This is a genomic window from Parasutterella sp., from assembly GCF_057870745.1.
Genome location: NZ_DBMALT010000008.1, coordinates 1 through 25,824, shown reverse-complemented (window position 1 = coordinate 25,824; position 25,824 = coordinate 1). Strand labels below are relative to the sequence as shown.

At 50.1% G+C, this 25,824-nt stretch carries 23 protein-coding genes; 12 read left to right on the top strand and 11 right to left on the bottom strand.

Features of this window, described 5'->3' with window-relative positions; all coding sequences use genetic code 11:
- Positions 1 to 18: 18 nt before the first annotated feature.
- The 5 genes from mgtE to mpl form a co-directional block, all read right to left on the bottom strand.
- Entirely contained in the window at positions 19 to 1,476 is a 1,458-nt protein-coding gene (gene mgtE, locus ACZND6_RS03500) for a magnesium transporter (protein WP_418572275.1), read from the bottom strand.
- Positions 1,477 to 1,500: 24 nt separating this feature from the next.
- The gene (gene aroE / locus ACZND6_RS03495; protein WP_418572273.1) at positions 1,501 to 2,328 is read right to left on the bottom strand and encodes a shikimate dehydrogenase; all 828 of its coding nucleotides are present in this window, start codon (positions 2,326 to 2,328) and stop codon (positions 1,501 to 1,503) included.
- Positions 2,329 to 2,406: 78 nt separating this feature from the next.
- Complete coding sequence (locus ACZND6_RS03490) at positions 2,407 to 4,401, bottom strand: ribonuclease catalytic domain-containing protein (RefSeq protein WP_418941169.1); 1,995 nt, start codon at positions 4,399 to 4,401, stop codon at positions 2,407 to 2,409.
- Positions 4,402 to 4,555: 154 nt separating this feature from the next.
- The gene (locus tag ACZND6_RS03485; RefSeq protein WP_293736992.1) at positions 4,556 to 5,128 is read right to left on the bottom strand and encodes a YqiA/YcfP family alpha/beta fold hydrolase; all 573 of its coding nucleotides are present in this window, start codon (positions 5,126 to 5,128) and stop codon (positions 4,556 to 4,558) included.
- A gap of 4 nt (positions 5,129 to 5,132) precedes the next feature.
- A complete protein-coding gene (gene mpl, locus ACZND6_RS03480; protein ID WP_293736993.1) occupies positions 5,133 to 6,491 on the bottom strand; it encodes a UDP-N-acetylmuramate:L-alanyl-gamma-D-glutamyl-meso-diaminopimelate ligase in 1,359 nt (452 codons plus the stop codon).
- A gap of 74 nt (positions 6,492 to 6,565) precedes the next feature.
- On the opposite strand from mpl, the gene ACZND6_RS03475 reads away from it, so the two are divergent.
- The 6 genes from ACZND6_RS03475 (at position 6,566) to ACZND6_RS03450 (ending at position 11,482) form a co-directional block, all read left to right on the top strand.
- Positions 6,566 to 7,207, top strand: a complete 642-nt coding sequence (locus ACZND6_RS03475) for a hypothetical protein (protein WP_418572269.1) — start codon at positions 6,566 to 6,568, stop codon at positions 7,205 to 7,207.
- Between the two features lie 181 nt (positions 7,208 to 7,388).
- A complete protein-coding gene (gene aroQ, locus ACZND6_RS03470) occupies positions 7,389 to 7,823 on the top strand; it encodes a type II 3-dehydroquinate dehydratase (protein WP_008810652.1) in 435 nt (144 codons plus the stop codon).
- Positions 7,824 to 7,856: 33 nt separating this feature from the next.
- Positions 7,857 to 8,324 (top strand): acetyl-CoA carboxylase biotin carboxyl carrier protein, encoded by a 468-nt coding sequence (gene accB, locus ACZND6_RS03465; protein WP_293736996.1) that lies wholly within the window; start codon positions 7,857 to 7,859, stop codon positions 8,322 to 8,324.
- A gap of 13 nt (positions 8,325 to 8,337) precedes the next feature.
- Positions 8,338 to 9,696 carry an acetyl-CoA carboxylase biotin carboxylase subunit gene (gene accC / locus ACZND6_RS03460; RefSeq protein ID WP_008863667.1) on the top strand — a complete coding sequence of 453 codons (1,359 nt, stop codon included), beginning with the start codon at positions 8,338 to 8,340 and terminating at the stop codon, positions 9,694 to 9,696.
- 11 nt (positions 9,697 to 9,707) lie between these two features.
- Complete coding sequence (gene prmA / locus ACZND6_RS03455) at positions 9,708 to 10,607, top strand: 50S ribosomal protein L11 methyltransferase (RefSeq protein ID WP_008810649.1); 900 nt, start codon at positions 9,708 to 9,710, stop codon at positions 10,605 to 10,607.
- Positions 10,608 to 10,624: 17 nt separating this feature from the next.
- The gene (locus ACZND6_RS03450) at positions 10,625 to 11,482 is read left to right on the top strand and encodes a DUF3426 domain-containing protein (RefSeq protein ID WP_489524395.1); all 858 of its coding nucleotides are present in this window, start codon (positions 10,625 to 10,627) and stop codon (positions 11,480 to 11,482) included.
- On the opposite strand, the gene modC is transcribed toward ACZND6_RS03450, so the two are convergent.
- The 3 genes from modC to modA are packed head-to-tail and all read right to left on the bottom strand — an operon-like array spanning position 11,479 to position 14,037.
- A complete protein-coding gene (gene modC, locus ACZND6_RS03445; protein ID WP_489524394.1) occupies positions 11,479 to 12,567 on the bottom strand; it encodes a molybdenum ABC transporter ATP-binding protein in 1,089 nt (362 codons plus the stop codon). The genes ACZND6_RS03450 and modC overlap by 4 nt on opposite strands.
- A 21-nt stretch (positions 12,568 to 12,588) precedes the next feature.
- The gene (gene modB, locus ACZND6_RS03440) at positions 12,589 to 13,269 is read right to left on the bottom strand and encodes a molybdate ABC transporter permease subunit (protein WP_489524393.1); all 681 of its coding nucleotides are present in this window, start codon (positions 13,267 to 13,269) and stop codon (positions 12,589 to 12,591) included.
- An 18-nt stretch (positions 13,270 to 13,287) separates the two neighbouring features.
- The gene (modA, locus tag ACZND6_RS03435) at positions 13,288 to 14,037 is read right to left on the bottom strand and encodes a molybdate ABC transporter substrate-binding protein (protein WP_293737000.1); all 750 of its coding nucleotides are present in this window, start codon (positions 14,035 to 14,037) and stop codon (positions 13,288 to 13,290) included.
- 106 nt (positions 14,038 to 14,143) lie between these two features.
- On the opposite strand from modA, the gene ACZND6_RS03430 reads away from it, so the two are divergent.
- Positions 14,144 to 14,896: a TOBE domain-containing protein gene (locus ACZND6_RS03430; RefSeq protein WP_293737001.1), complete on the top strand. Its 753-nt coding sequence runs from the start codon at positions 14,144 to 14,146 to the stop codon at positions 14,894 to 14,896.
- Between the two features lie 246 nt (positions 14,897 to 15,142).
- The gene (locus ACZND6_RS03425; protein WP_244862375.1) at positions 15,143 to 15,778 is read left to right on the top strand and encodes a cytochrome c3 family protein; all 636 of its coding nucleotides are present in this window, start codon (positions 15,143 to 15,145) and stop codon (positions 15,776 to 15,778) included.
- 97 nt (positions 15,779 to 15,875) lie between these two features.
- On the opposite strand, the gene ACZND6_RS03420 is transcribed toward ACZND6_RS03425, so the two are convergent.
- Positions 15,876 to 17,306: a C69 family dipeptidase gene (locus tag ACZND6_RS03420; protein WP_293737002.1), complete on the bottom strand. Its 1,431-nt coding sequence runs from the start codon at positions 17,304 to 17,306 to the stop codon at positions 15,876 to 15,878.
- 186 nt (positions 17,307 to 17,492) lie between these two features.
- Between ACZND6_RS03420 and pepN the strand changes: the two genes are divergently transcribed.
- Together pepN and ACZND6_RS03410 are read left to right on the top strand one after the other, a co-directional pair.
- Positions 17,493 to 20,171, top strand: a complete 2,679-nt coding sequence (pepN, locus tag ACZND6_RS03415) for an aminopeptidase N (RefSeq protein ID WP_489524392.1) — start codon at positions 17,493 to 17,495, stop codon at positions 20,169 to 20,171.
- A 51-nt stretch (positions 20,172 to 20,222) separates the two neighbouring features.
- On the top strand, positions 20,223 to 21,209 hold the full coding sequence (locus tag ACZND6_RS03410) for a class 1 fructose-bisphosphatase (RefSeq protein WP_293737004.1): 987 nt from the start codon (positions 20,223 to 20,225) through the stop codon (positions 21,207 to 21,209).
- A gap of 59 nt (positions 21,210 to 21,268) precedes the next feature.
- Here the strand turns inward: ACZND6_RS03410 and ACZND6_RS03405 are convergent, their stop codons facing one another.
- Positions 21,269 to 21,796, bottom strand: a complete 528-nt coding sequence (locus tag ACZND6_RS03405; RefSeq protein WP_008810639.1) for a LapA family protein — start codon at positions 21,794 to 21,796, stop codon at positions 21,269 to 21,271.
- 707 nt (positions 21,797 to 22,503) lie between these two features.
- Here ACZND6_RS03405 and upp point away from each other — a divergent pair.
- Both upp and ACZND6_RS03395 read left to right on the top strand, forming a co-directional pair.
- Complete coding sequence (gene upp, locus ACZND6_RS03400; protein WP_293737005.1) at positions 22,504 to 23,154, top strand: uracil phosphoribosyltransferase; 651 nt, start codon at positions 22,504 to 22,506, stop codon at positions 23,152 to 23,154.
- Between the two features lie 170 nt (positions 23,155 to 23,324).
- Positions 23,325 to 24,167, top strand: coding sequence for a fumarate reductase cytochrome b subunit (locus ACZND6_RS03395; RefSeq protein ID WP_008863660.1), 843 nt, complete (start codon positions 23,325 to 23,327; stop codon positions 24,165 to 24,167).
- Between the two features lie 280 nt (positions 24,168 to 24,447).
- Here ACZND6_RS03395 and ACZND6_RS03390 read toward each other — a convergent pair whose 3' ends face one another.
- A complete protein-coding gene (locus ACZND6_RS03390; RefSeq protein ID WP_293737006.1) occupies positions 24,448 to 25,716 on the bottom strand; it encodes an amidohydrolase in 1,269 nt (422 codons plus the stop codon).
- Between the last annotated feature and the right edge of the window lie 108 nt (positions 25,717 to 25,824).

The following is a 25,824-nucleotide window of genomic DNA, read 5'->3' as shown; positions in this document are numbered from 1 at the left end:
CTCAACGTTGAGTCTTGATTATCCGAATATATAGGTTGCCAGACCGAGGAAGATTAAAAAACCGCCTGAATCGGTAATAAATGTCAGGAGTACCGATCCGCCCATGGCCGGATCTCGGCCGAGTTTCTTAAGCGTAATCGGAACGAGGATAGCCACAATCGCGCCCATGAGCATATTCAGCATCATGGCCAAGAGCATGGTAAAGCCGAGCTTCATGCCGTCCGGAGAATCGTAGTAGAGCCCCCAGGTAAAGAGACCGGCAATAATGCCCCAAATAAAACCATTGACCAAAGCCACCAAAACTTCTTTTTTCACCACATCGCTTTGGTTAGCTTCGGTAATCTGACCGGTCGCCAAAGAACGAACCAGCAGCGTAAGCGTCTGGTTGCCGGAGTTGCCGGCGATACCTGCGACAATCGGCATTAAGGCTGCCAATGCAACAACCTTTTCAATCGTTCCGTCAAAGGCGGAAATCACGCGGGAAGCAAAGAAGGCCGTAAAGAGGTTCACTCCGAGCCAAACCCAGCGGGCTTTCGCAGATGACCAAACTGAATCGAAAATATCCTGATCGTCATCCAAACCGACCGCACCGTAAGCCTCTTCATCGCTTTCTTCACGGATCACGTCCACCACTTCGTTCACGGTGAGACGTCCCACCAGACGGCCTGCTTCGTCAACAACCGGAGCGCTCACCAGGTCGTAACGTTCGAAGGCCTGAGCTGCGTCACTGACGTCTTCAAGCGGAGACAGCCGCAGGACTTCCGTCAGCATGACATCTTTAACAGCGTCTTCCGGATAATGCGTCAGAATGCGGTCAACCGGCAAAGTACCCATGAGGCGCTCTTCTCGGTCAATCACGAATACCTGGTCGGTATGGTCAGGGAGCTTCTTTAACCGGCGAAGGTAACGAAGCACGATATCGAGTGTGACTTCCTGACGGATTGATACGATTTCGAAGTCCATACGGGCACCGACCGTATCTTCCGGATAGCTCATGGCCGCGCGCAGCTGAGCCCTTTCTTCGTGTGACAGACCTTCCTGAACTTCCGCCACGACGTCAGGCGGCAAGTCTTCGACCAAGTCAGCGATTTCGTCGGTGTCCAGGCTTTCGACAGCGTCCACCAATTCGTCGCGGTTCATGGCGTCAATCAGGGTTTCACGAACACCTTCATTGACTTCAACCAAAATCTCGCCGTCGCGTCCGGAGCGCACGCAGTCCCACACGATGAGACGTTCATCGAGCGGAAGAGCTTCCAGGATGTAGGCAATATCGGCAGGATGAAGTTCCGACAGCGTGTCGCGAAGCTCTTTTTTGATCTCTTCGCCGACCTTTAGATCCTTGCGATCGGCCGCATCTTCCCCTTCGTCGAGCAGCTGCTGTACAAGCGCCAGACCCCGGGCTGCTGCCTCAGGGTCTCTTACTGCGACGTCATAGTCAGGGTCGTGAAGCTGAGAAGAAGGATTGTTTGTGCTCAAGGTTACACCTGTCGGTTTGCTCCCTTATTTTGCACTTTTATCCAGAGTTTCGCGAAGTTTTGCGTAAACGTCTTGGGTACCCGGACGATGGCCCATCCAAATTTCGTAGGAATCGGCCGCCTGTTCAACCAGCATCCCGAGACCGTCGGAAGCGTGTCTTGCGCCGCCCTGTTTAGCCAGTTCCATGAACGGTGTGGGCTTAGCGGCGTAGACCAAGTCGTAGGCGAGTTCGCATCCGTCAAATGCGAACGGAGAAACCAAAGGAGCTTTATTCTGCAGGCTTGTCGGCGTGGCATTCACAATCAGGTCATAAGACTCGGAACCGGTCTCATCATAAAGGATGCTCTGAATCCCAAACTCGTCGCAGAGTTCCTGAGCACGAGCAACAGAACGGTTAGCCACGGTCACAGTCTTGGGCATGCGTTCCATCAGGGCCGGGAGAATACCGCGAACACCGCCGCCGGCGCCGAGGATAAGAATCTTTTTGTGTTCTACAAAGAACTTCAGACGCTCTTCCAGATCACGAATGAAACCCGTGCCGTCTGTGTTTTCACCGAGAATCTTGTTGTTTTGGAAAGTAAGAGTATTCACGGCTCGAGACTGACGAGCCTGAGACGAACACTTTGTAGAACAGCGGAAAGCGTCTAACTTGAAAGGAATCGTGACATTGAGTCCGTGATAGCCCTCGTCGATCATTTCGCCGATGGCGCTCTCAAATTCGCCGAGCGGGATTTCAACTTTATCGTAGGAAATCTCGTCGCCGAACTGCTTGGCAAACATTAAATGGATTTCCGGAGAGAGACTATGTCCGATGGGATTACCCATAACTCCTAATTTGGTACCCTGCTTCATATTGATGAATCCTTTCAAGATTTCTTTTCTAAATCTTACCTCATGTCTTTACGGGATAGAAGAGAGGTTTTCTATCCATCACGCCTGCCCCTCGTTCCCAGGCTCAACCCCTTCAGTCTGAGGCTCTTCCGGAGGCACAGCTTCCGGCGTCCCGACTTCAACTTCGATCTCTTCCTCTTCTAAATCTTCCTCATGGCTTTCGTTCAGCACTTTAATAAGACTGCATTCCATGACTAAAGACAGATAGTCGAGATTCAAAACCTTCATCAGGACGCTCTGACCGCGCGGAAGCTCAGGCAATCCGGGGACGCGCTGAGCCATCGGCAGGCCTTCAATCCTTACGAGGTCGCCCTTAACCACCGTAGCTTTAAGTTCGTTAATGCCTTCCTGTTCAATCCACCGCATCGACCAGTAGCGATCCATACGGGACTGGAAGTCGTTGAAAGCCGAGTAGTTGGAATCAAAAGTAGAAATGATCGAGAAGAGCTCGGAGTCATTATTGCGATACGGGGCTTTTTCGCCTTTAAGGGTCGCAATAATCTGACGCTGGTTGACCATGTCAACGTAACGGCGTAGCGGAGAAGTCGACCAAGCGTAATAAGGAACACCGATACCGTCATGCGGCCCCGGAACGCTTGTCATCTTGACGCGCCCCATTCGCTGGGAACGATAGATACCGGCCACATCTCTTTCTTCCAGCCATCCGCCCCAGGTCGAGTTCGCAAAAATCATCATTTCGGCCACGAGCAGATCCAGCGGATCTCCTCTTCGGCGTCCCTTCAATTCGATTTCCGCATTCTCGTCTTCTCCCTTCAGGCTGAAGTACCAGTCGATACGACCCACCGGTTCCGGTCTGCCGCGAACTTCTTCGCGATCTTTCAGAAGTTTCTTGGCAAACTTCCAAAGCCAAATGAGCTCGGGGCCGTAAGGAACAGGAAGGTTGCCCTCTTGAATAGCTTCTTCCGTCACCTTATCGGCGATCAGGTCATAGCGCAGATTCCTTTCGATTTTGATGCGTTCAAGGCGTGTATCTGTAGAGAGAACGGCAAGTGTTTCGTTATCGACCACGGCGTAGAGCGAAACGACAGGACAGATCAGCCCTTCGTCCAAGGAGAAAGCCGCAACCCATTCTTTCGGGAGCATGGTGGTCTTAAGCCCCGGCGCGTAGACAGTCGACATCCTTTCCCGAGCGACTAAGTCGATGTCCGACCCCGGCTGAATGCCCAGGCCCGGTGCGGAAATATGAATGCCGACACGAGTCTTCCCGCCTTCCAACGGTGTCACAGACAAGGCATCATCAATTTCCGTTGTTTCCGAATCGTCAATAGAGAAGGCAACGGCGTCCGATAAAGGAAGCTCGTCATGTGCTTCGCGATGAGGCTTAGAGAGGTTTTCGGGGAAATTCTTTCCTTTCGGAAAGTTAATCATGAAGAAGCTTTCGACGTGCCAGCGCCAAGCATTCGGAATCGCACCGACATCGAGCAGCAAACGCAGCGGCATACAGCTGAGTTTGTCGCTCGCTTCATTCAGAGCCTTCCACTCAATGGAGTTCTTATCGGGACGAACCAGAAGCTCAATCGCCTTATTGGCAATATCGGCCGGCGCCTTATGTTCTTCGATGAGCATCTGAACGTAAGCGTCCTTCTGCTCTTCGAGTTTTTTCTTTCGTTCAATCGCGGCTAAAGCCAGCTTCAGTGTCTCGGCGGGCGCCTTACGATATTTACCGCGGCCTTTTCGATAGAAATAAACCGGATTGGGGTGCAGACGAAGGATCGTTGCTGCCTGCTGTATCGGCGTAACGCTGTCTCCGAAGTACTCGGCCGCGATGGATTTAAAGTCGAACTCGTCATCCGGTGCAAATTCCCAGAGAATTTCCAGATCGATTTCTTCGGCTTCCTGCTGGGCTCGAGCTAAAAATTCAGCCGGTGACGGACTGTTGTACGTCACGAAGATATGGGAGCGCTTAACTTTTATTCTTTTTCCTGTCGGTAGTTCAACTTGGCAGGCCGAATCGGTGCCGGACATTTCTGTTCCGACTTTGAATGCTCCGTCTTCTTCAAAAAATAAATTCATAGCGTCCTTTCAACTGACGTTTTTGACTGTTAATTGCTTATACCCGCTAAAGTTTAAGCCTCTCAAAACAAGCTCAAACACAAATTCCGATGCGCCTGAGGACGGTTACCCGCCATGGGAATAGGCGCCGCGTTTATTTTCCTTCTAAAAGCGGCTATCCCGCTAAATAACTCATGATCTCTTCGACATGAGGCGCAAAGTCCGTAATTCTATGATCTCCGTCAGGAATCTTCACAATCTTTGTATCTTTTAGAAAATCCAAAGTTTGCGAAGGATCCAGAACCTCGTCTTTGAGACTGATGAGTGAAAGATAATCCTTCGACTTCTTCAAATCCTTTACCAGCATCCCTTCCAGCTGGATCATGAATTCGGGACATACATACATTTCGCGGTCAAGGCCGCTCACCTTGTGCCAGCCCGGCTGGAAATCAACCCTTCCCCAATTACCTAACGCGGGATTGAGCAATACAGCCTTCTCCACCGGCAGGTGCTCTTTTGCCCAAGCTGCATAAAAGCCTCCGAGTGAAGAACCGATCACATCGACCGGCCCTCCTTTGAGATCTTCTTTAATCAGTTTGGACAGAAACTCAGCGACTTCTTCCGGCGACATGTAGAGTTCCGGTGCAATAAACGGCTTGCCGATCCTTTCATGCGCTTTTCTGAGAAGTTTGGGCTTCGCAGAGTTTGGGTGCGACAAAAAACCGTGCAGATAAAGAGTAGGACGCATGAATTTAAGCTCCGAACTTAGATTTCAATCCGTCCAGCAGTTTCTTGTGGACGCCGCCGAAACCGCCGTTGCTCATCACTAAAATCGTATCGCCCTGCTCTGCCCGTCCCACGACGTCTTTCACAAGGGCTTCCAGATCCTTAAATTCTTCAGCCTTTGCGCCGAGAGGTGCCAAGGCGGCCGCCGTATTCCACTGCACGGCGGCCCCTTGATAACAGAACACTTTGTCGGCCTGCATCAAACTGCCCGGAAGCTGAGCCTTCATCGTGCCAAGCTTCATCGTATTGGAGCGTGGTTCGAGAACTGCAAAGAGACGGCCTGTTTGATATTTGCTGCGAACGGCTTTAATGGTTTCCTCAATAGCTGTCGGATGATGGGCAAAATCGTCGATCACCTTAATGCCAGCAACTTCTCCTTTGACTTCCATACGGCGTTTAACACCTTCGAAGCGGGACAACGCGTCAACTGCTCTTTCAGCGCAGACCCCCGCATTCACAGCAGCTGCAACTGCAGCCGAAGCATTCAGCAGATTGTGTTCGCCCGGGAGAGACAGCTCAAAGCGTCCGACTTCTTTGCCGCCGGCAAACAATCGAGCGCCTTCATGCTCGACCAAACGCCAGTCGCAGACCGGAGACGTTCCGAAACTTTCAGCCGGTGTCCACAAGCCCATCTTCAATACTCGATGAAGCGCTTCGGAGGCTTCGTTGAAAATAACTTTTCCATGGGACGGGATCGTGCGCACCAAATGATGGAACTGGCGCTCAATCGCTTCCAAATTCGGGAAAATATCGGCGTGATCGTATTCAAGGTTGTTCAGAATGACCGTGCGGGGACGATAGTGCACAAACTTGCTGCGCTTATCGAAGAAGGCCGTGTCATATTCATCGGCTTCGATCACGAAGTATTCCGATTCGGTCAAACGGGCCGAGTGTCCGAAATTCTGAGGAACACCACCGATCAGAAAATTGGGATTCAATCCGCAGTCTTCCAAAATCCAGACCAGCATTGAAGTCGTTGTGGTTTTACCGTGGGTACCGGCAACTGCCAGCACGTGGCGCCCGTTCAAAATGTTCTCTTGCAGCCACTGCGGGCCGGACGTGTAGGGCAAACCGCGATTAAGAATTTCTTCAAGCAAAGGATTGCCGCGGCTGATCGCATTGCCGATGATATATAAGTCAGCACCGGCGTCGAGTTGTTCCGGATCGTAGCCTTCGATTAAATGGATTCCGGCTTGCTTGAGCTGATCGGACATCGGAGGATAGACTCCGGCGTCGCAGCCACTGACCTCAATACCAAGACTTTTTGCAAGCTGGGCAATGCCGCCCATAAATGTGCCGCAAATACCGAGAATATGAATGTGCACGTTAAAATCCTCGCTAAATTGATGTGTGGCATTGTGCCACGACTGATCGGAAGAATCCTACCGACGTAATTAATATGAGAAGCAAAGACACCCGAGGGCTCGCGGCAGAAGCCGCCGCAATCATTGCCGAAGGCGTACCCGACTGGAGCGAAGCCAGACGCAGACTTGCCGAAGAATATGAAATCACTTCAAGTGCGCAGCTGCCGGACGATGACGCCATCGAATCCGCGCTGCGAGAGCATTACGCCATTTTTGATCCAAAAGGTCATGCGGAACGCCTTTGGGAACTTAGAAGAGCGGCGTTAATCGTCATGAAAGAAGTGAGTGATTACAAACCTCTTCTTATCCGAGGAGTGCTGAACGGGTGCGCAGACAAATATTCAGACATTTACATTGCAGTTGAGTGCGATGATGCGAAATCTCTTGAAATCGATTTAATTGATCGGGAAATTGAGATTGAGGTTCTGCCGAACGAGCGGCCCGAGAAGAACGAACCCGTCGAAGAGATCATTTTCGAAGCTCCGATCATTAAAGGCGGCTATTTTGACCGTGAGCAACTCGCTGTTTGGGTTCGCTTAAAGGTTTTTGAGAATCGGGCAAAGATCAAAAATCTGACAAAGAAAGCGCCTGATTCTTGGCAAATCGAGGATGAAACCGCAAAAACCGCCGATATCAAACAACTCGAAAGACTGATTTCGCTCACAGAAGAGAAATAGGTATTTACCCTAAATAAAGCCTTATCTTCTTTTAATTTCGTGCAATTTCTAAGCCGTTTTTTGACGAAAAACGTTAGAAATCAGAAACAAGTTAGGCTAACTTATTGAAGAATTAGGCGCAAATAGCGTCTATACTAGGCGGAAAACCAATTTAGCCGCGATTTAGCCCGCGGCTTCGCCTATGAAAAAACTACTTTTGATAAATGGTCCAAACCTCAACCTTTTGGGAACCAGAGAGCCGGACAAATACGGTACGACGACGCTTGCCGAGATCGAAACCGATTTAAGAGCCTTCGTTGAATCCACCGGAGGAACACTTACAACCTACCAGAGTAATCACGAAGGTGATTTAGTCGATAGGATTCAGCAGGCAGCAAAAGAAGGTATCGAAGCAGTCATTATCAACCCCGGCGCTTACACACATACCAGCATCGCGATTCGCGATGCCTTTTTGTCTGTACAGATCCCGTTTATCGAAGTTCATTTATCCAACATTTTTAAGCGTGAGGAATTCAGACACCATTCTTACCTGTCTGACATTGCCGAAGGCTGCATCATCGGCCTCGGAGTCCACGGCTACTTCTCAGCCGCCGCCTATTTCCTTACCGCAGAATAATTTTCCCTAATTTATATATAGAAAGGCATTTCTATGGACTTGAGAAAACTTAAAACATTGATCGATTTAGTTCAGGCTTCCGGCATCGCCGAAATCGAAATCAATGAAGAAGGCGACCACGTCAGAATCGTAAACCGCCCTGCCCAAGCCGCTCAAGCCGCACCGGCGATTATCGAGATCCCGCAGGCAGCTCCGGCCCCGGCCGCTCCTGCACCCTCCGCAGCCCCTGTTGCTCCTTCTGCCGCTCCGGCCTCTAACTCCCCGAGCGGTACTCAGGTAACAAGCCCGATGGTCGGTACTTTCTATAGAGCTCCGAGCCCCGGCGCCGATCCTTTCGTAGAAGTCGGCACCCAGGTTAAGAAAGGCGACACGCTGTGCATCATTGAAGCCATGAAGCTTCTCAATGAAATTGAAGCCGAAGTCAGCGGCACAGTGAAAGAAATTCTTGTGGATAACGGTTCTCCGGTCGAATTCGGCCAGCCGCTTTTCGTCATCGAATAATCAGTGAGCCCCTATGTTCGGTAAGATTTTGATTGCCAACCGCGGAGAAATCGCACTTCGCATTCAGCGCGCCTGTAAGGAAATGGGCATTAAAACGGTGGTTGCCCACTCGCTTGCAGATACGGATGCCAAGTACGTTCGCCTCGCCGACGAGTCCGTTTGTATCGGACCTGCCCCTGTTCATCAAAGCTATTTGAACATGCCGGCTCTTATCAGTGCTGCCGAAGTCACTGATGCCGAAGCGATCCATCCCGGCTACGGTTTCCTTTCTGAAAACGCCGATTTCGCTGAACGCGTGGAGTCCAGCGGTTTCGTCTTTATCGGCCCGCGTCCCGAAACGATCCGCCTGATGGGCGATAAGGTATCTGCCAAACAAGCCATGATCGACGCCGGCGTTCCCTGCGTCCCCGGTTCCGGCGGCGCCCTGCCTGATGACCCTTCGGAAATCATCAAGATTGCCCGCTCTGTCGGCTACCCAGTCATCATTAAAGCCTCGGGTGGCGGCGGCGGACGCGGTATGAAAGTCGTTCATACCGAAGCTGCATTGATTAACGCCGTCAACACCACCAAGCAGGAAGCAAAAGCCGCTTTCGGCAACGACACGGTTTATCTGGAAAAATTCCTTGAAAACCCACGTCACATTGAGATTCAGGTTCTCGCCGACAACTTCCGCAATGCGATTTGGCTCGGTGAACGCGACTGTTCCATGCAGCGCCGCAACCAGAAAGTCATCGAAGAGTCTCCGGCCATCGGCATTCCCCGCCGCGCGATTGAAAAGATCGGAGAGCGCTGTGCCGAAGGCTGCCGCAAGATCGGCTACCGCGGCGCAGGCACGTTTGAGTTCCTCTACGAAAACGGTGAGTTCTACTTCATTGAAATGAACACCCGTATTCAGGTGGAACACCCGGTCACAGAGTTCGTCACCGGTGTTGATCTGGTTCAGGAACAGATTCGCATTGCCGCAGGCGAAAAACTTCGTTATCGTCAGCGCGACATTCAGATCAAGGGTCACGCGATTGAGTGCCGTATCAACGCTGAAGATCCGTATCGCTTCATCCCCAGCCCCGGCCGCATCACAACACTGCATCAGCCCGGCGGCCCCGGTGTTCGTGTCGACTCTCACGTCTACCCCGGTTACTTCATTCCTCCTCATTACGACTCCATGATCGGCAAGCTCATCACTTACGGTGACACCCGTGACCAGGCTATCGCCAGAATGCGCACGGCACTTTCCGAAACCGTTATTGAAGGCATCTCGACCAACATTCCGCTGCACCGCGAAATGATGATCGATCAGAAGTTCCTTCAGGGCGGCGTGAGCATTCACTATCTGGAAGAGAAGCTGGCACACCGCGAATCTGTGAAGAAATAAGGCTGTTACTCATGTTATTCGAATACTCTCTGCTGACGGACAAAAAGGAAGTCGAGCCTTTGACCGACTTCTTAATGGATAAGGGCGCCTACTCGGTTTCTATCGAGGACGCGGACGCCGAAACCGAACGTGAAAAACCGATTTTCGGAGAACCGGGAATCGAGATTGATGATTTCGCTTGGGACAGCTCCCGTCTTAAAGTCCTCTGCGGAGACGACTTCGACATGGAAGGCGCATTAGAAGCTGCGCTCAAAGAACAAGGTCTTAAAAAACCAGTTCTCGAGGGCAGAACGGAAGTTCCGGACAATGACTGGGTTCGCATCACGCAGGCCCAGTTCACACCGACTCAGATTGCCGGCGATCTTTGGATCGTTCCGTCCTGGCATGAACCGCCCAATCCCGACGCCATCAATATCCGTCTGGATCCGGGCGTTGCTTTCGGTACCGGAACACATCCGACCACACGTCTGTGTCTGGAGTGGCTGCATGACCATAATTTGGAAGGAAAATCCGTTCTGGATTACGGCTGCGGATCCGGAATTTTGGCTGTTGCCGCCAAGAAACTTGGGGCTTCCAAAGTGCTCGGTACGGACATCGATCCTCAGGCCATCGAGGCCGCCGACTATAATGCAGAAGTGAACCGGGCAGACGCCAGCTTCTATCTGCCGAAGGATATGCCGGACGAAAAATTCGATGTCGTTGTGGCAAACATCCTCAGCAATCCGCTTCGACTCTTAGCGCCGGCACTTTTGGCGCGCGTGAAAAAAGGCGGTTATCTCGTTCTTTCCGGCATTTTGGAAAGACAGGCAGAAGAATTGATCGAGGTTTATGGCTCTTATCGTCCTGACTCTCCGCTTTCTGTTTGGAAGTCTATGGACGGCTGGATTTGTTTGGCCGGTCAGATTCACTAATTAGAAAAGAGGCGGCTATGGAACCTAAATTCGAGGGAGATTCGAATCACTACAACTTCCCGTCCGAACCTTCACTGGGCGGAAATCAGAAGCAGAGAGATATTCCGAAAATCGTCCCTGCTGACCTGAAAAAACTTCCCGAAGACTTTAAGCTTCCGACCGCTTCTGTTCGTCCGGGCGAACCCGCTCCGGCGGCTCAGCCTCCTCAGGAACGTCCGAAAGATCCGAAGGCATTGATGGCTTCGCTCTCAAAGGATATTTCTGAACTTTCCGCTCCTTTGAAAAAAGAAGAGACTCCTAAAGAAACGAAGTCTGAGACGAAACCTGCTCCTGACCCTATTGAGAAGTTCGGCGTCAAAGGCAGCGACGGCGTTATCCTTCCGCCCGAAGATGACCTCGGATATCCGACGGATCCGTCCCGCACTCCGGGAATCGTTCGCTCCATCATGCTTTTTATCTGCCTGTGCTTTGTGATTCTTGCCGCATGGCAGGTAACGCTGTTCCTGCAACCCGAAATCCTGAAAAAAGAGCCTCTGAATACACTTTCTCAGCAAAGCTGTGATTATCTCTACTGCCCGCCTCTGAGAACTCCGGTCGTCTTGTCCAACCAAGTCAATGCCATTTCTCCGGGACAGTGGGAGTTAAAGCTTCAGATCCAGAATCAGGATATGCGGAGTCAGAAGCTGCCCGTTATTCAGCTCACTCTTGAAGGCGCAGGCAACTCCAGAATACAAAAAATCTTCGAACCTGCCGAATACAAGACAGATCCGAAGGTTGATCTCATTACCGGCGGCGGTACCGCCAATATCACTATTCCGTTTAGTTTCGATGATGGCAGACCGACTTCTTACAAAGTGAAGGTCTTGGAAGACTAAACAGAAAGCAGCGCAACACTTTTGATGAGGAGCCAAATTTGGCTCCCTTCTTTTATGTCTAATTCGCTGAGCGCTTTGCGTGTTAATTTACCGACGATGATCTGTCCCGAGCAGTTTGCTCGTATCAGGGCACCCGAGGAATCCTTCTGCACCGAAATCTCTTCGACAACACCTTCGAAAGCATTCTGAACCGACAGACCGCTCGGCTTCTCTTTTGCAAATACCACCTCTCTGGCTAATATTCGCAACGACGCCGGACTTCCGATCGGCTGGCAGTTATCTCCGATATGCAGAGCGATGTTGCCGCAGTCAACAGTCATCAGTGACCATTCTTTGTCCTTGGAGACAATTTTGCCTTTTAGGAGAACACCTGTATCCTCACCGATTTTGATCGGCAAATTGATATTGGCAAGAACATCAGTCAAAGCTCCGGAAGTTTTGATCCTGCCGTCTTCCATCACGATGAGATTGTCGGCAAGATGCAGTACTTCTTCCGCAGAGTGCGTGACATAAAGCATCGGAATTTTGAGGTTGGTCTTGAGCTTCTCAAGCCAAGGCATAATCTCGGACTTCCTTTTGAAATCCAGCGCCGCCAGCGGCTCGTCAAAAAGCATGATTTTGGGCTCTGTTGCGACAGCACGCGCAATTGCCACACGCTGGCGCTCACCGCCCGAGAGCTGAGCAGGCTTTCGCCCGAGAAGGCCGCAAATGCCCAATAAATCAATCGCTTCTTCCATACGGGAGCGGGCATCCGTCGATTTGCTGCGCTTAACCGCAAATTCGATATTTTGCTTCGCAGTCAGATGAGGAAAAAGCGACGCCTCTTGAAACACATAGCCTAAAGGCCGCTCCCAAGTCGGTAGAAAAAGTTTTTGTTCGTCGTTTTGCCAATAAACGCCGTCGACCTTAACAAAACCCTTTGCCCGCTCCAATCCTGCAATACAGCGAAGAACCGTTGTTTTTCCGGAGCCGGACGCTCCGAAAAGAACTGTAATTCCGGAATTCGGGAACTCAAATGAACATTCCAGCCTGAAACCGTCTTCACGAAGAAGCAGCAGAGAAGCGGAACTTAAAGAATCAGACATACAGATTAGAAGTCGAGAAAATTAAGGCATAACGCGCTCGTTGTGGCGATTCAAAAGCGTTAAGCCGAGCAAAACAAAGAAGCTAAAGACCACCATGCCGCCGGCCAGCCAATGCGCTTTGCTGTACTCCATTGCCTCAACATAACTGTAAATTTCCGTGGAGACGACCTGCGTTTTACCCGGAACATTCCCGCCGATCATCAAAACAACGCCGAACTCCCCGATGGTATGGGCAAATGTGAGAAGTGCCGCCGTAACAAAACCGGGCTTGGCAAGAGGCAGAACAACATTAAAGAAGGCATCCAGGGGCTTTGCGCCCAGCGTTGAGGCCACTTCCAAGGGGCGCTTGCCGATCGACCCAAAGGCCGCTTGCAGCGGCTGCACGGCAAACGGCATCGAATAAACAATACTGCCGATCACCAGCCCCGGAAAAGTAAATGTCAGAAGTCCGATGCCTAAAGCTTCTGTCAGTTTTCCAAGAGGACCTGACGGTCCCATGGCCACCAAGAGGTAAAAGCCCAGGACGCTCGGCGGAAGAACCAACGGTAGTGTGACAATTGAGCTGATCGGAGCCCGCCATTTTGATTGAGTGTGCGACAGCCACCAAGCCAGCGGTGTTGCCACCAAAAGCAAGAAGACAGTCGTAATCAATGCCAGCTCTAACGTCAGCTTAATAGGAAGCAGTTCTTCCGCAGTAAACATGTCGGTCCTATTTCTTAATTACTTTGTGCTGTAGCCGTAGGAATCAATAACCGCCTGAACCTTCGGGCTTGTCGCCATAAACTTCATAAAGTCTGCCACGGCCTTGCTGTCTTTACCCGGATTCAGGATAACGGAATCCTGGCGAATAGGCTTGTAGCAGTCTGCCGGAATAATCCAGCCTGAACCGGAAGTGATTTTGCCGTTTTTAAAGACTTGAGACAATGCCACGAAACCGACTTGCGCGTTGGCGGTTTTAGCAAACTGGAATGTCTTTCCGATATTGTCGCCCGTCACAAATTTAGATTCAGCCTTTTTAAGATTGCCCCATTTTTCCATTGTCTGGTATGCAGCTTCACCGTAAGGAGCTAACTTCGGATTTGCAACAACGATCTTTTTAACTTCGTCTGAGAGAATGAAGTTCGGATCCTGCTTAACAAAATTATCGGCAGCACTCCAAAGAACCAATTTTCCGAAAGCATACGGTTTGGCATCGATACCGAGTCCCTCGTCTACGATTTTCTTAGGTGTTTTAGCGTCGGCTGCAAACAAAACCTGGTAAGGCGCACCATTTTTAATCTGTGCGTAGAAAGCGCCTGTGGCGCCGAAAGAGGCAAGAATCTTGTTTCCGCTTTCCTTTTCGTAAATAGCGGAAATTTCTTTAATCGGAGCGGTAAAGTTCGCCGCAACGGCAACGTTAATTTCCGCAGCGGAGACGCCGGCAACAGAAAGAGCTAAAACAGCAGAGAGACCGACAACTATTTTCTTCATAACATCCTCGTTAGCTATAATGTAACCAAGCATAAGAACTACTTTATCGTTATTCTAAACATGAATATCGATAAAATAACAATATTCGTTTAGACAAGGAAAAGAAATGGCCCTGAATATTTCCGACGCACTTTCCCAAAATGTTGTGGATAAAAGAATCGACGTTCTTCAGCGTATTAAGCAGTACGGAAGTATTTCGGAAGCGGCCCGAAGCGCCGGTATCAGCTATAAAGCGGCATGGCAGGCAATCGAAACCTTGTCCGCGCTTGCCGGTGAACCTCTTGTTGAAAAAACGGTCGGCGGCAACTCCGGCGGCGGAGCCCACGTCACAGCTGCCGGCGAAGCTGTCTTAGAAGCCTCAGCGGCCTTAAATAAAGTCAGAAACCAAATTTTGGAGGACATTCAGGGCGGAGAATCGCCGAAATTAGCGGCGCTGGCCTCCGTTGCCCTGCGCATGAGTATCCGCAACATCATTCCGTGCGTGATTGAAGACATTCACGGCGGAATGTCGATGTGCAAGGTCAAGATGAAAGTTTGCGAAGGTCAATACCTCCGCTCAAGTGTTACGCTCGAAAGCCGTCAGCTCTTGGATCTGCAAGTTGGTAAAAGCGTTTTAGCTTTATTCAAGGCGTCTGCCGCCACCGTTTCTAAAGACAAACCTGAGGAACGCAGCCGCTGTTTCCTCTTCGGACAAGTCTCCCGTCTTCCCCAGAAAGAAAAAGGCGGAGAAGTAACCTTAAGACTTCCTAACGGCTTAAACGTCGTCGGATTTATTCGCGGAAATCACGGCTTAGAAATCGGATCTGAAGTTTATATTCAGATTCCTGAACAAAGTGTTGTCATAGCCTTATTAGGCTGATAGCCTAATTTGGTGGAAAGAATAACCCCTTGAATTTCCTGGACAAAAAACAACAGGAAAGTGTTTTTCTAAAGGTAAACCCTTAGGAGTATTTACCTAATCATAAGGTAGGTAGAAAAGCATTTTTCGTTTTCTTAAGATAATATTATGAATGTGAGAGCGGCGCTACACCGTCTCTACTTGATTCTTAAGTCCAATAACATGCTTTCTAATTTCACCCTGGAAAGCGAAAAAAGGGAGTACAAAATGTCTCAAACCGGAAAATGGGGTACTTTTTGGATCCTCGTGATAGGCATCGTCGTCGGCATTCTGTGTACGGCAGGTCTCGTCGGTGTTGTTCAGTGGGCCGGTACCGATAAATTCTGCACAGGCTGGTGCCACTCTATGGACGGCGTTACCTATGCATGGAAACAAGGCCAGCACGCCAGAACCCCGTCAGGTTACACAGCCGGATGCTCCGACTGCCACCTCTTAAATGAAACAAATCGTCCGTTAACACCTGTTGCATATGTTGAACTCCTGTTCGCAAAAGCAAAAGCCGGTTCTATTTCCGGTTTCGGCGAACTCCGCGGCACACTCAACACACCGCAGATGTGGCTGGAAAAACGTCCTGAACTTTCTAAGGCTGTAAACGACTGGATGGTCTCTTACAATTTCCGCAACTGCCGCGGTTGCCACAACTTAGCCGATATGTACAACGCTAAGAACCCGATGGTTGCTAAGATGCACGCCGGCTTCATCGACAAACCGACAAACTGCATAATGTGCCATAAGACCGCCGGTCACAACTACAAGATGGCTGACGAAATCATTAAGGCTACAGGCAAATGGCCTGATCCGGCCAAAGCTTGGGAACAGGCTGACGCCGCTGCTAAGAAATAATTCTTAGAACAAACGGAGCTCGAAAGTGAGCTCCGTTTTTTGTGCCCATAAAAAAACGCCGCGAATCGCGGCGTTTTGTTTTAGCTACTCAAAAGACTTAGTCTTTCTTTGAACGATTGGCAAAGAAGTTAGCCTTCTGAATGTTTTCAGTAGCCAGCGTGAAGATCTGGTTGGTCAGGTCTTCAGCCAGGGCTTCGCATTCGGCTAGAAGCTCAAGGTTGGTCTTCTGCAGGAGCGCAGTGGCAGCTTTCTTGTCGGACTTGATAAGTTCGACGTACTGCTTTTCCATCTGTTCCTGCTTAGCCGTCATGGCGCGTTCCTGATCGCCGAAGGCTTTCTTCACGATCGGAGCATAAGTCGGATAGTCGGTCATGACAAGCGTCTGAAGTTTACGGAACTTCCAGTAAACAGAGGCACTGTCAGCCTGGCAAGTACCGATACCGTAGTGGCCCGGAACCTGTTCGAGGCCCTGATAGAAAGGCATGAAGCAGGAAAGATCAGCCATACCGAAAGCGATGTAGATCACATCACCGATAGCTCTCGGCAGCCAAGGACGAACCTGCATAACGTGTGCTTCGTAAGTACGGAAGACACTGACGGGACGCCAGGGTTCATTGCCGTTAAGGCCGTGAGAGTACGGATCGTGCTCGCTGGCGTCGAAGTGGTCACGCATCACGCGCTTGGCATCTTCGAGGGAGAGTTTGCGTTCGGGCTTCATAAATACGCCGAATTCTCGGCCGTCTTCGACGGGCTGAATCACAGACGGATTGAAGAGCTTCTGGATCTGCCAAACGCGCGGATCGTTGTAAACACGGTCACGGTCGTCGTTGCGTGTGTAAGCAGCGGCGAAATCGAACGGACCTTTCTTCGGATCATAGAAGCCGTGTCTGATGGCAAAGTCGATCAGGTCGGGGCTGCCTTTGAACTCGGAAGCGTTCGGATCGTAAAGACGCAGACGGCCCTGATTGCCGGAACCGAAGTAAACATCTTCCGGAATTCTCTGGGCCATCCACTGATGACCGGTTCCGGTTTCCAGATACCAGATTTCGTTGTCGTCAACAAATGCAACGCCGAAACCTTCGCCTGCGCCGTGTGTTTCGATTATCTTGCCTAAGAGCTCAACACCTTCTGCCGCGGTATGGCAGCGAGGAAGAATGATATCGATGATGTCGTCTTCAGTGATACCGGTTTCTTTGTTGTACGGATCGATGGCCAATGCGTCGTCACGGGCGAAAATGGACTCCGTGCCGGTCACGCCGAGGCCGGCTTCATTAAAGCCGACAGCGCCGTGAAGTTTTGTCTGCCAGTTGGGAACCGAGGTGTAACGCATAGCGTGCACAGGCTGCGGATAGCTGAAATCGGTTGCGCCGTTGTGATCCTTGGTGCGATACATCGCGCCTTCAGGATAGTAGCAAGCAGGATGAATGATGAACAACTGAGCCTTGAGCGCAGAGCTATCGGCACTTCTTGCAACTAAGAAAGAACCGTCAACCGTAGCTTTGTCGCCGACGATAAAAGTAGTGCACATATGCAACTCCTTGGTTAAAAAGTGAACCCATTCTAATTGCTATCGCTCAGAGAGGCTTAAAAACAGTTTTTGCCGAGCGCAAAAATATGTGAAGAATTAAGACAATGCGTCAAACATCAGCGCCTTTTTCCTTGTAAAAATAGGTACCGCGCTAAAATGGTCGAATTCAAAAAAGCGAACATAAAGATGGCATCACAAAACGCATCAAATATTGTTTTTAGAAAAGACTACACAGCTCCCGATCATCAGATCGAGTCGATCGACCTTTCTTTCGATTTAATCCCTACCTGCACAGAAGTCACTTCCAAAATTATTGCTGTCCCGCAGGAAGACAGAAAAAGTGACGATCTGATTTTGGACGGAGACGACCTGACACTAGTCTCCATCAAGATCGCGGGCGAAGATTCCTTCCCCGGGCAATACGACATGCGTCCCGGAAAGCTCATTATTCACAACATTAAGGAACGCACGGAAATTGAAATCGTCACGAGAATCAATCCGCGCAACAACCTTGAGCTCTCCGGACTTTACATGAGTAAGAACAACTACATTACTCAGTGCGAGTCCGAAGGCTTCCGCCGCATTACCTACTTCCCCGATCGTCCCGACATTCTTGCCAAGTACAGAGTGGTCATTCGTGCGCCGAAAGACTACAAAGACCTTCTTTCCAATGGCAATCTTGTCGAACAGGGAGAACTGCTCGACGGACGCAACTATGCCATCTGGGAAGATCCGTTCCCGAAACCCTCTTACCTCTTTGCCTTGGTTGCCGGCAATTTCGTCGCTCAGGAGCAGAAAGTCACCTTGTCCGACGGCCGCGAAGCCTTGCTCCAAATTTGGACGGAACCGGCCAACAAAGGTAAAACAGAGTTTGCCATGCAAAGTCTGGTCAAAGCCATTAAGTGGGACGAAGAGCGTTTCGGTTTGGACCTGGACTTAGACCGCTTCATGATTGTGGCGACCGACGACTTCAACTTCGGCGCCATGGAAAACAAAGGCCTGAACATCTTTAACTCCAAATATGTTCTGGCTGATGAGAACATCGCAACCGATCAGGACTTCGCCAATATTGAAGCCGTCATCGGACACGAATATTTCCATAACTGGACCGGCGATCGCGTCACCTGCCGAGATTGGTTCCAGCTGTCTCTGAAAGAAGGCCTTACCGTCTTCAGAGAGCAGGAATTCTCTGCCGATATGTTGGGTGACGAATCTTCCCGCGCGGTAAAACGTATCGATGACGTACGCGTACTGAGAAATTCTCAGTTCCCGGAAGACGCCGGCCCTATGGCTCATCCGATTCGTCCAGAGTCTTACCGCTCGATCAATAATTTCTACACCACTACGGTGTATGAAAAAGGCGCTGAAGTCGTCCGTATGTATCAGACACTGTTCGGCAAGGACGGCTTCCGCCGCGGCTTGCTTGAATACATCAATCGCTATGACGGCACCGCAGCAACTTGCGACGATTTCTTAAATGCCATGGCGGAATCGAATTATGAAGACTTGTCTCAGTTCGAACTCTGGTATTCACAGGCCGGTACTCCGCGCATCTCTGTCGAAACCAAATGGGACGAAATCGCCAAAACCTTTACTTTGACACTGCGTCAGAACAACCGAACCTTCCCGGGCAAACCGGCGCCGAAGCCGCTCATGATTCCCGTGAAGATCGGCATTCTGGACGACGCTGGAAACGATATTCCTCTGCAGCTCGAAGGTGAAGACTCCCCAGACGGCACGTCTCGTCTGCTGATTTTGGACGAGGCAGTCCAGAGCTGGACTTTCCGCAATGTCTCGACAAAACCACTGCTCTCCATCGGAAGAGGCTTCTCCGCTCCGGTCATCTTCAATACCGAATACACCCGCGAACAGTTGGCTTTCTTAGCCCGCCACGATTCCGATCTTTTCAACCGTGCCGATGCGTTTGAAAAACTCACGCTCCAGATGGTCGATCAGTTCATCACGGATCTGAGCAGACGCGGAGCTCAGAACGCAATGCCGTCCGAGTCCTATCTTTTCGCCTTTGAGGACATCCTGAACGACGACTCTCTGTCTCCGGCTTACCGCGCCAAAGTTCTGGAAATGCCGAGCGAGAATTACATCGCCGAGAACCGTGTTTTGATCGAACCAGCGCTCATTCGCGAGGCCTGCGACTTGATCAAGCGCAGAATCGGTCAACGCCTAAGAGGCTCTTTTGAAGACAAGGTTAAAAACAACCAGACACCGGGTCTTTATCGACCGGATGCTGCGGACGCAGGTCGCCGTGCGCTTAAGCTGCTGTCCCTGAGCTATCTGGCTTATGCTCAGGATGCCAAGGCTATGCAGCAGGTTCGCAATCTCTATAAGAATGCAAACAACCTGACCGACCGATTAGGTGCCGTCAATATTGCCGTGCAGGCTTCCCTGCCGATCGGAGAAGAACTCTTGAGTAAGGCAGACGTTGAATGGAAGTCTGAACCGCTTCTGAACAACAAGTGGCTGGCGCTCAGCACTCAGCTCCGCACTCAGCGCGGCAAGCGTCCGACCGTGGATTTAATTCGTGCCCTGACTCAGCATCCGAAGTATCAGGATCACAACCCGAACAGCATTTACGCCCTGCTCGGCACATTCTTCCGTACAGGCGGTCCGGAATTCCATCGTCCTGACGGAATGGGTTATCAGCTTTGGGTTGACAGCGTTCTGTTCGTCGACAAATTCAACCCCCAAGTCGCAGCCCGCCTTGCTCGAGCTTTAGAAAACTGGCGCCGTTACGAGCCGACTTTGTCCAGCCTCATGTACAAAGCGCTCAAATATGTCAGTGAGGAGAAGAATCTTTCTCCGAATGTTCGAGAAATTATTGAGCATGCCCTGACAGAACCCGTCTAGAATTTTTTAGAATGCAGAACACAAACGATCTTTCAAAAGGAGATTTATAAAGTGGCCATCAACCTTCAGCAGTTTTTAGCGAAACAGTTAAGCGACGGCGTCATCGATCAGCAGCTTTGCGATCTTCTCAACGCGGTTGCAGACTTGAGTAAAGAAATCAACGATAAGGTGACCCACGGAGCTCTTGCCGGCGTTCTCGGCTTTGCCGGAACAGACAACGTTCAAGGCGAACACCAGAAAAAACTTGACGTCATCACAAATGAAATCTTTGTGGAAGGCGTTGAGTGGACCGGTGCCTTAGCCGGCATGGCCAGTGAAGAAATGGACCACTGCCTGCCCACTCCGGCAGCTTACAAACGCGGCAAATATCTCATCATGTTCGACCCCTTAGACGGTTCGAGCAATATCGATATCAACGCGCCGATTGGAACGATCTTCTCCATTACTAAGGCTCCCGAAGGAAAGATCACCGATGAGAGCTTCCTCACGCCGGGCCGCAAGCAGATTGCTGCCGGCTATGTGATGTACTCGCCGCAAACCATCCTAACCTTAACGACCGGAAACGGCGTTTTCATGTTCACGCTAAACCTCGGCACGGGCGAATACATCCTCACGAAGGAAAATATCCGTATTCCTGTTCAGACACAGGAATTTGCGATCAACATGTCGAACATGAGACATTGGGAAGCTCCTGTTCAGAAGTACGTTCAGGAACTTTTAGCCGGCGATTCTGGTCCTTTGGGCAAGAATTTCAACATGCGCTGGGTAGCTGCCATGGTTGCTGAAGTTCATCGAGTTCTCTGCCGCGGCGGCATATTCATGTATCCGCGCGACAACCGCGATCCGTCTAAACCCGGCAAACTCCGTTTGATGTATGAAGCCAACCCGATGTCTTTCCTTATCGAACAGGCCGGCGGCAAAGCCACAAACGGATATCAGAATATTCTTGACCTGCAGCCCGAGAAGCTGCATCAGAGAGTGGCCGTATTCTTAGGCAGTGCCGAAGAAGTGGAACGTGTCACTTCTTATCACGAGTAATACGTTCTCTTCAGAAACAGAAAGCGGGCCGAAGCCCGCTTTCTTGTTATTGTCAGCGACTATTGCTGATCAGGATTTTTATTAGCAATCAAAATCTTTGTAATTTTGTCGTCCATCGTATCCAGCGTACCGGAAATAGAAGTATTCAATTCTTTATTGGCGGCAGCAATCTGATCTTCCGCACCCTTGAAAGCTTCAAGGATCTTGTTCTGGCGTTCGGTTAAGCGCTGTTCGGTCTGACTAAGAATCTGTTTTTGTTCTTCCATCCAGACTTGCCATTTCTTTTCAAAGTCAGCCTTAACATCGGTAAGTCGGGAAGCTTCCTGATCCGTTGCAAGCTTGCGCTGTTCCTGGAGCTCTTTTGTCAGACGGCGCATTGTGGCAAACGATCCGGTTTGCTGGACAAACAAGATGTAAATCACGATCACGAAAAGCAAGCTGAACCAGAAAAGAAGCATCAGAGTAATCGGCGCCTTAGCTGTAGTAATCAAAAGATTGACTTCTGCGGGGGCGTTTACAGCCGGCCAATTAATAAAGACAAAACCGGCTCCGACTAATAAGACCAATAAGAGGACGATATAGCGCATAAAGGGACCTTATAAATTTTTAGAGAGGATTATGTCAGTTTAATAGATATGCGCGCATATGCACAGAAGCTGTTACGTGCAACCTCTCAGATCTTCTCGTTTCCTTCAACTGCGATTTTCGCTAAAGATGAGGAGCAATAAAATAGGCTCGGAGGTTGGTTACTCATCGTGGCAGCTGCTGATGGAACCTCCTGCGCAGGATAGAAACCCAATGAGAAATCATATTCACTTTGATTTTTTAATGTACCTGACGCGAAATTAGGCTTGTCAGGCTCACCATTTAAGATAGGACAGCCGGTCCCGGAGGACTTTTTGTACTTGAAGATTTTGTCAGTAAAGATGACAAGTTATTTAAGTTAAAGAAATCGTAACGGTCAAGGCAGGTCTGCAACTCTTTGTTGGATAAGGATTATCTTACGCCAGAGCCTTTAAAAGAATCTCGATCCATAATTCTTCGAATGGGTTTTAAAAGTCGAATTAGATAGTGGAGCTTTTATTTAAATAACAAATACCCTTACCAGTTGACACACGGAAACATCAGAACTTCTCTTCCAAAAATCTCCTTAGGATCTATGGACTTCCTCCAGTGATCGGAGAAGTGAAAACACAGCTCATTTGGAGAAAGAATTTGCTCGTACCGAACATCCGAGCACTCATAGAGGTACTCCAATAGGCGCATAATGATGGGAATATTTAGGAGAGAATGAATGAAAACTGATCCGCGTTTCCCAAAACTTCATATCGTTGACCATCCGCTCGTGCAGCACAAGCTCAGCACCATGCGTGAAAAGAAGACCCCGTCTAATTCTTTCCGTCAACTGCTTCGCGAACTTACTTACCTGATCGGATATGAAGTGACACGCGATCTGCCACTCGAAACTCGTACGATTGATACTCCGCTTTGCAAATGCAAAGGTAATTTCATCAAAGGTAAAAAGCTGGTAATCATTCCGATCCTGAGAGCTGGCTTAGGTATGTCAGAAGGACTACTGGACTTGATGCCGTCCGCCCGTGTTGGTCATATCGGCTTATACCGCGGCCCTGATCATAAACCGGTTGAATACCTTGTTAAGCTGCCCTCCAAACTCGAAGGCCGTCGCGTCATTCTGTGTGACCCGATGCTGGCTACCGGTAACTCTGCGGTCGCAGCTGTCGATACATTGCTTAAGCGCGGCGTAAAACCAAAAGACATTACTTTTGTCGCTCTGGTTTCTGCTCCGGAAGGTGTTGAAACATTCCAGAAAGCTCATCCCGAAATTGAGCTCTACGTCGCCTCTTTAGACGAAAAGCTCGACAAGAACGCTTACATCCTTCCTGGTCTTGGCGATGCAGGAGATAGAATTTTCGGCACCAAATAAGTGCATTCTTGAATAAAATTTAGGTGTAAACCCTCGTATTTTTATTAAAAATGAGGGTTTTATTTTATCTTCTTCAGTCAAAGCTTGATTTTTAGAAGACAGGTCGTTCGTTCAAGCGCATTATTACGCTCAGTGTTAAACGCTAACTCATCCTATTTCTAAGGTTTATCATGGCTGATGATTTCAAAGACATCTCCCACCTCTACAAGGTGACACCTTCTGCCAAGACCATCATTGATGGCGAAGACTTGGTGGAAACAAAACAGAAATCCAAGGCTTATGCCTGGTGTGACGTTCTCCAGTCCGTTACCGGCTTGATCCTCGGTCTCTTCCTTTTCTGCCATATGGGCTTCACAAGCTCCATCCTTCTTGGCAAAGACACTTTCTGGTCTCTGGTTTCTTTGACCGGCGGCTACTTCATTGACGGTGTCGATCACCTCTGGATGCACTCCGTATTCGTCGGCGTGATCTTCGTCCTGGTTGTTATTCACGCGATTCTTGCTCTCCGCAAGTTCCCGAACAACTACAAAGCCTTCCGCATCATGCGCGGCCACTACAAACTGCTCCGTCACACCGACACAACAATGTGGTGGGTTCAGTTCATCACCGGTGTTATCCTCACCGCTCTGGTCTTCCCGCACATGCTCCCCATGCTGATGGATCCGGGCAGCATCGGACCTTACGGCAGCGGTCTCGAGGTTTATCACTCCTGGCTGTGGGTTGTTTTCCTGTTCCTCATCGTTACTGAACTTCACGGCATGATCGGTCTGTATCGTCTGTGCATGAAGTGGTGCGGTCCGTCGAACGCCACACGCAGCTTCCTCCGCAAGCTTACATACGTCCTCATCGTCGGTATGATCGCCATGGGTTCATTCACAATCATGGGCTTCTACAACGCCGGTGAAGAAGCTGCCAAACTTGATCCCGAAGCTCACTACGTTCCGGGCTGGCTGCAGACTCCTCAGACGGCTCCTTACCCGAGCTGGTGGCCTGACCACCTCAAGAAGAACTAATCAGATTCTTCTGAGTACATAATTCAAACGGGCGCCTTAAGCGCCCGTTTTCTTTTGTCTGTTCAGAATCCTTCCTACGTCCTTCTGTGACGGGCAAGAATTCACCATAATCACAAGCCCTGGATTGACCTATACTCTCAACCTGCGTCCTGTTTGGTTACAGGGAACTGGTTGTTTTACCATCGATCTCCGCGGCGCATTTTGGTCCGGTTACAGGCAAAAATTTAGGCCCAGACTCTTTACGAGGCCGGACCTAAATAATTTCTATGTCTAAGTCTGATTAACCGTTCAGCTTCTTAGCCATTCCGACATACATGTCAAAGGCCTGTTTGAATGCGCCTTCGTCAATATCGAAAGATCCCTGGTGATGGCCTGCAGCTCTGTCAGCGCCGCAAATGAAGAATGCAGCTTTACCGCCGTGAGCCTGGACACGCCTACCGAGAACGGAAATGTCTTCAGAACCGCCGAAGTTTCCGTCCGGACGAATGTTGTTGATCCCGGGAACGGTCTTAGCAACTTCGATCAGCATGTCGGAGAGTTCTTTGTCGTTGGTGAAATCAACGGCAGCGCCCATCTGAGAAATTTCATACGAAACGTCAAAGCCCTTAGCGATGCCTTCAACGATGTTCTTGACGTTTTCAACCATGTAGTCGTTGATGGAGCTGGTTTCACCGCGAACTTCCAGAGCCATATGAGCAGAGCTCGGAATAACGTTGCGGCCTTCACCGGCGCGCAGTGTACCGATGTTGATACGAGTCATACCGCCGCCGTGACGAGGAATACCCATCATCTGAACAACCGCGTTGCAGGCTGCAGCAAGAGCGTTGCGGCCGGCATTCGGTTCTTTACCGGCGTGGGCAGGTTTGCCTTTGAATGTCACGTCAAACTTGGATGTGCAGAGCAAGCCGTAGGGAGCAGCAACGATTTCGCCAGAATCCGCCATGAAGGAAATATGGCTTCCGAGGAAGTAGTCAGCATCGTCAACAATGCCGGAAGCAGCAATGGCGCTGGCGCCGCGAACGCCTTCTTCAGCAGGCTGGAAGACGATCTTGAACTTGCCTTTGAGTTCGTCTTTGCGCTCGGCAATCCAGTGAGCCAGAGTCAGACCGATAGAGATATGGGAGTCATGACCACAAGCGTGCATAAAGCCGGCGTGCTGGCTTCTGAAGCCTTCTTTGTTCGGTTTGTGTTCGGAATTATCGGTTTCGTTTACGCAAACGCAGTCGATATCGAAACGGAATGCAGTTGTCGGGCCTTCTTTGCCTGTGTCGAGCAAAGCAACGCAGCCAGTGTAGCCTTCGGTTTCGTCAATGAAAGACTGAGAAACTCCGCGGGCCAGAGCGTTCTTAATGCCTTCCTGAACGAGTTTTTCGTTACGGCCGAATACCTGTTCGGGATTGATGATCTTTGTGCCGAGCAGGACTTCATAGCCCCAGGAGCGCAGCTTGTTGACGATGTAGTTAGTGGTCCAGAATTCGGTCCAGCCTTCTTCCGGCCACTGATGAAGCTCACGTCTCTGTTCGACAAGCTGCTTGGTGTAATCAGTCATTTTTTCTCCTTTTGATTTGTCGGTTCGTCATGTATAGAACAGACCGATTTTAAACTAGTCATAACAAAATGTGAATAGTTTTTACAAATCGAGAATTCCTATAAACAT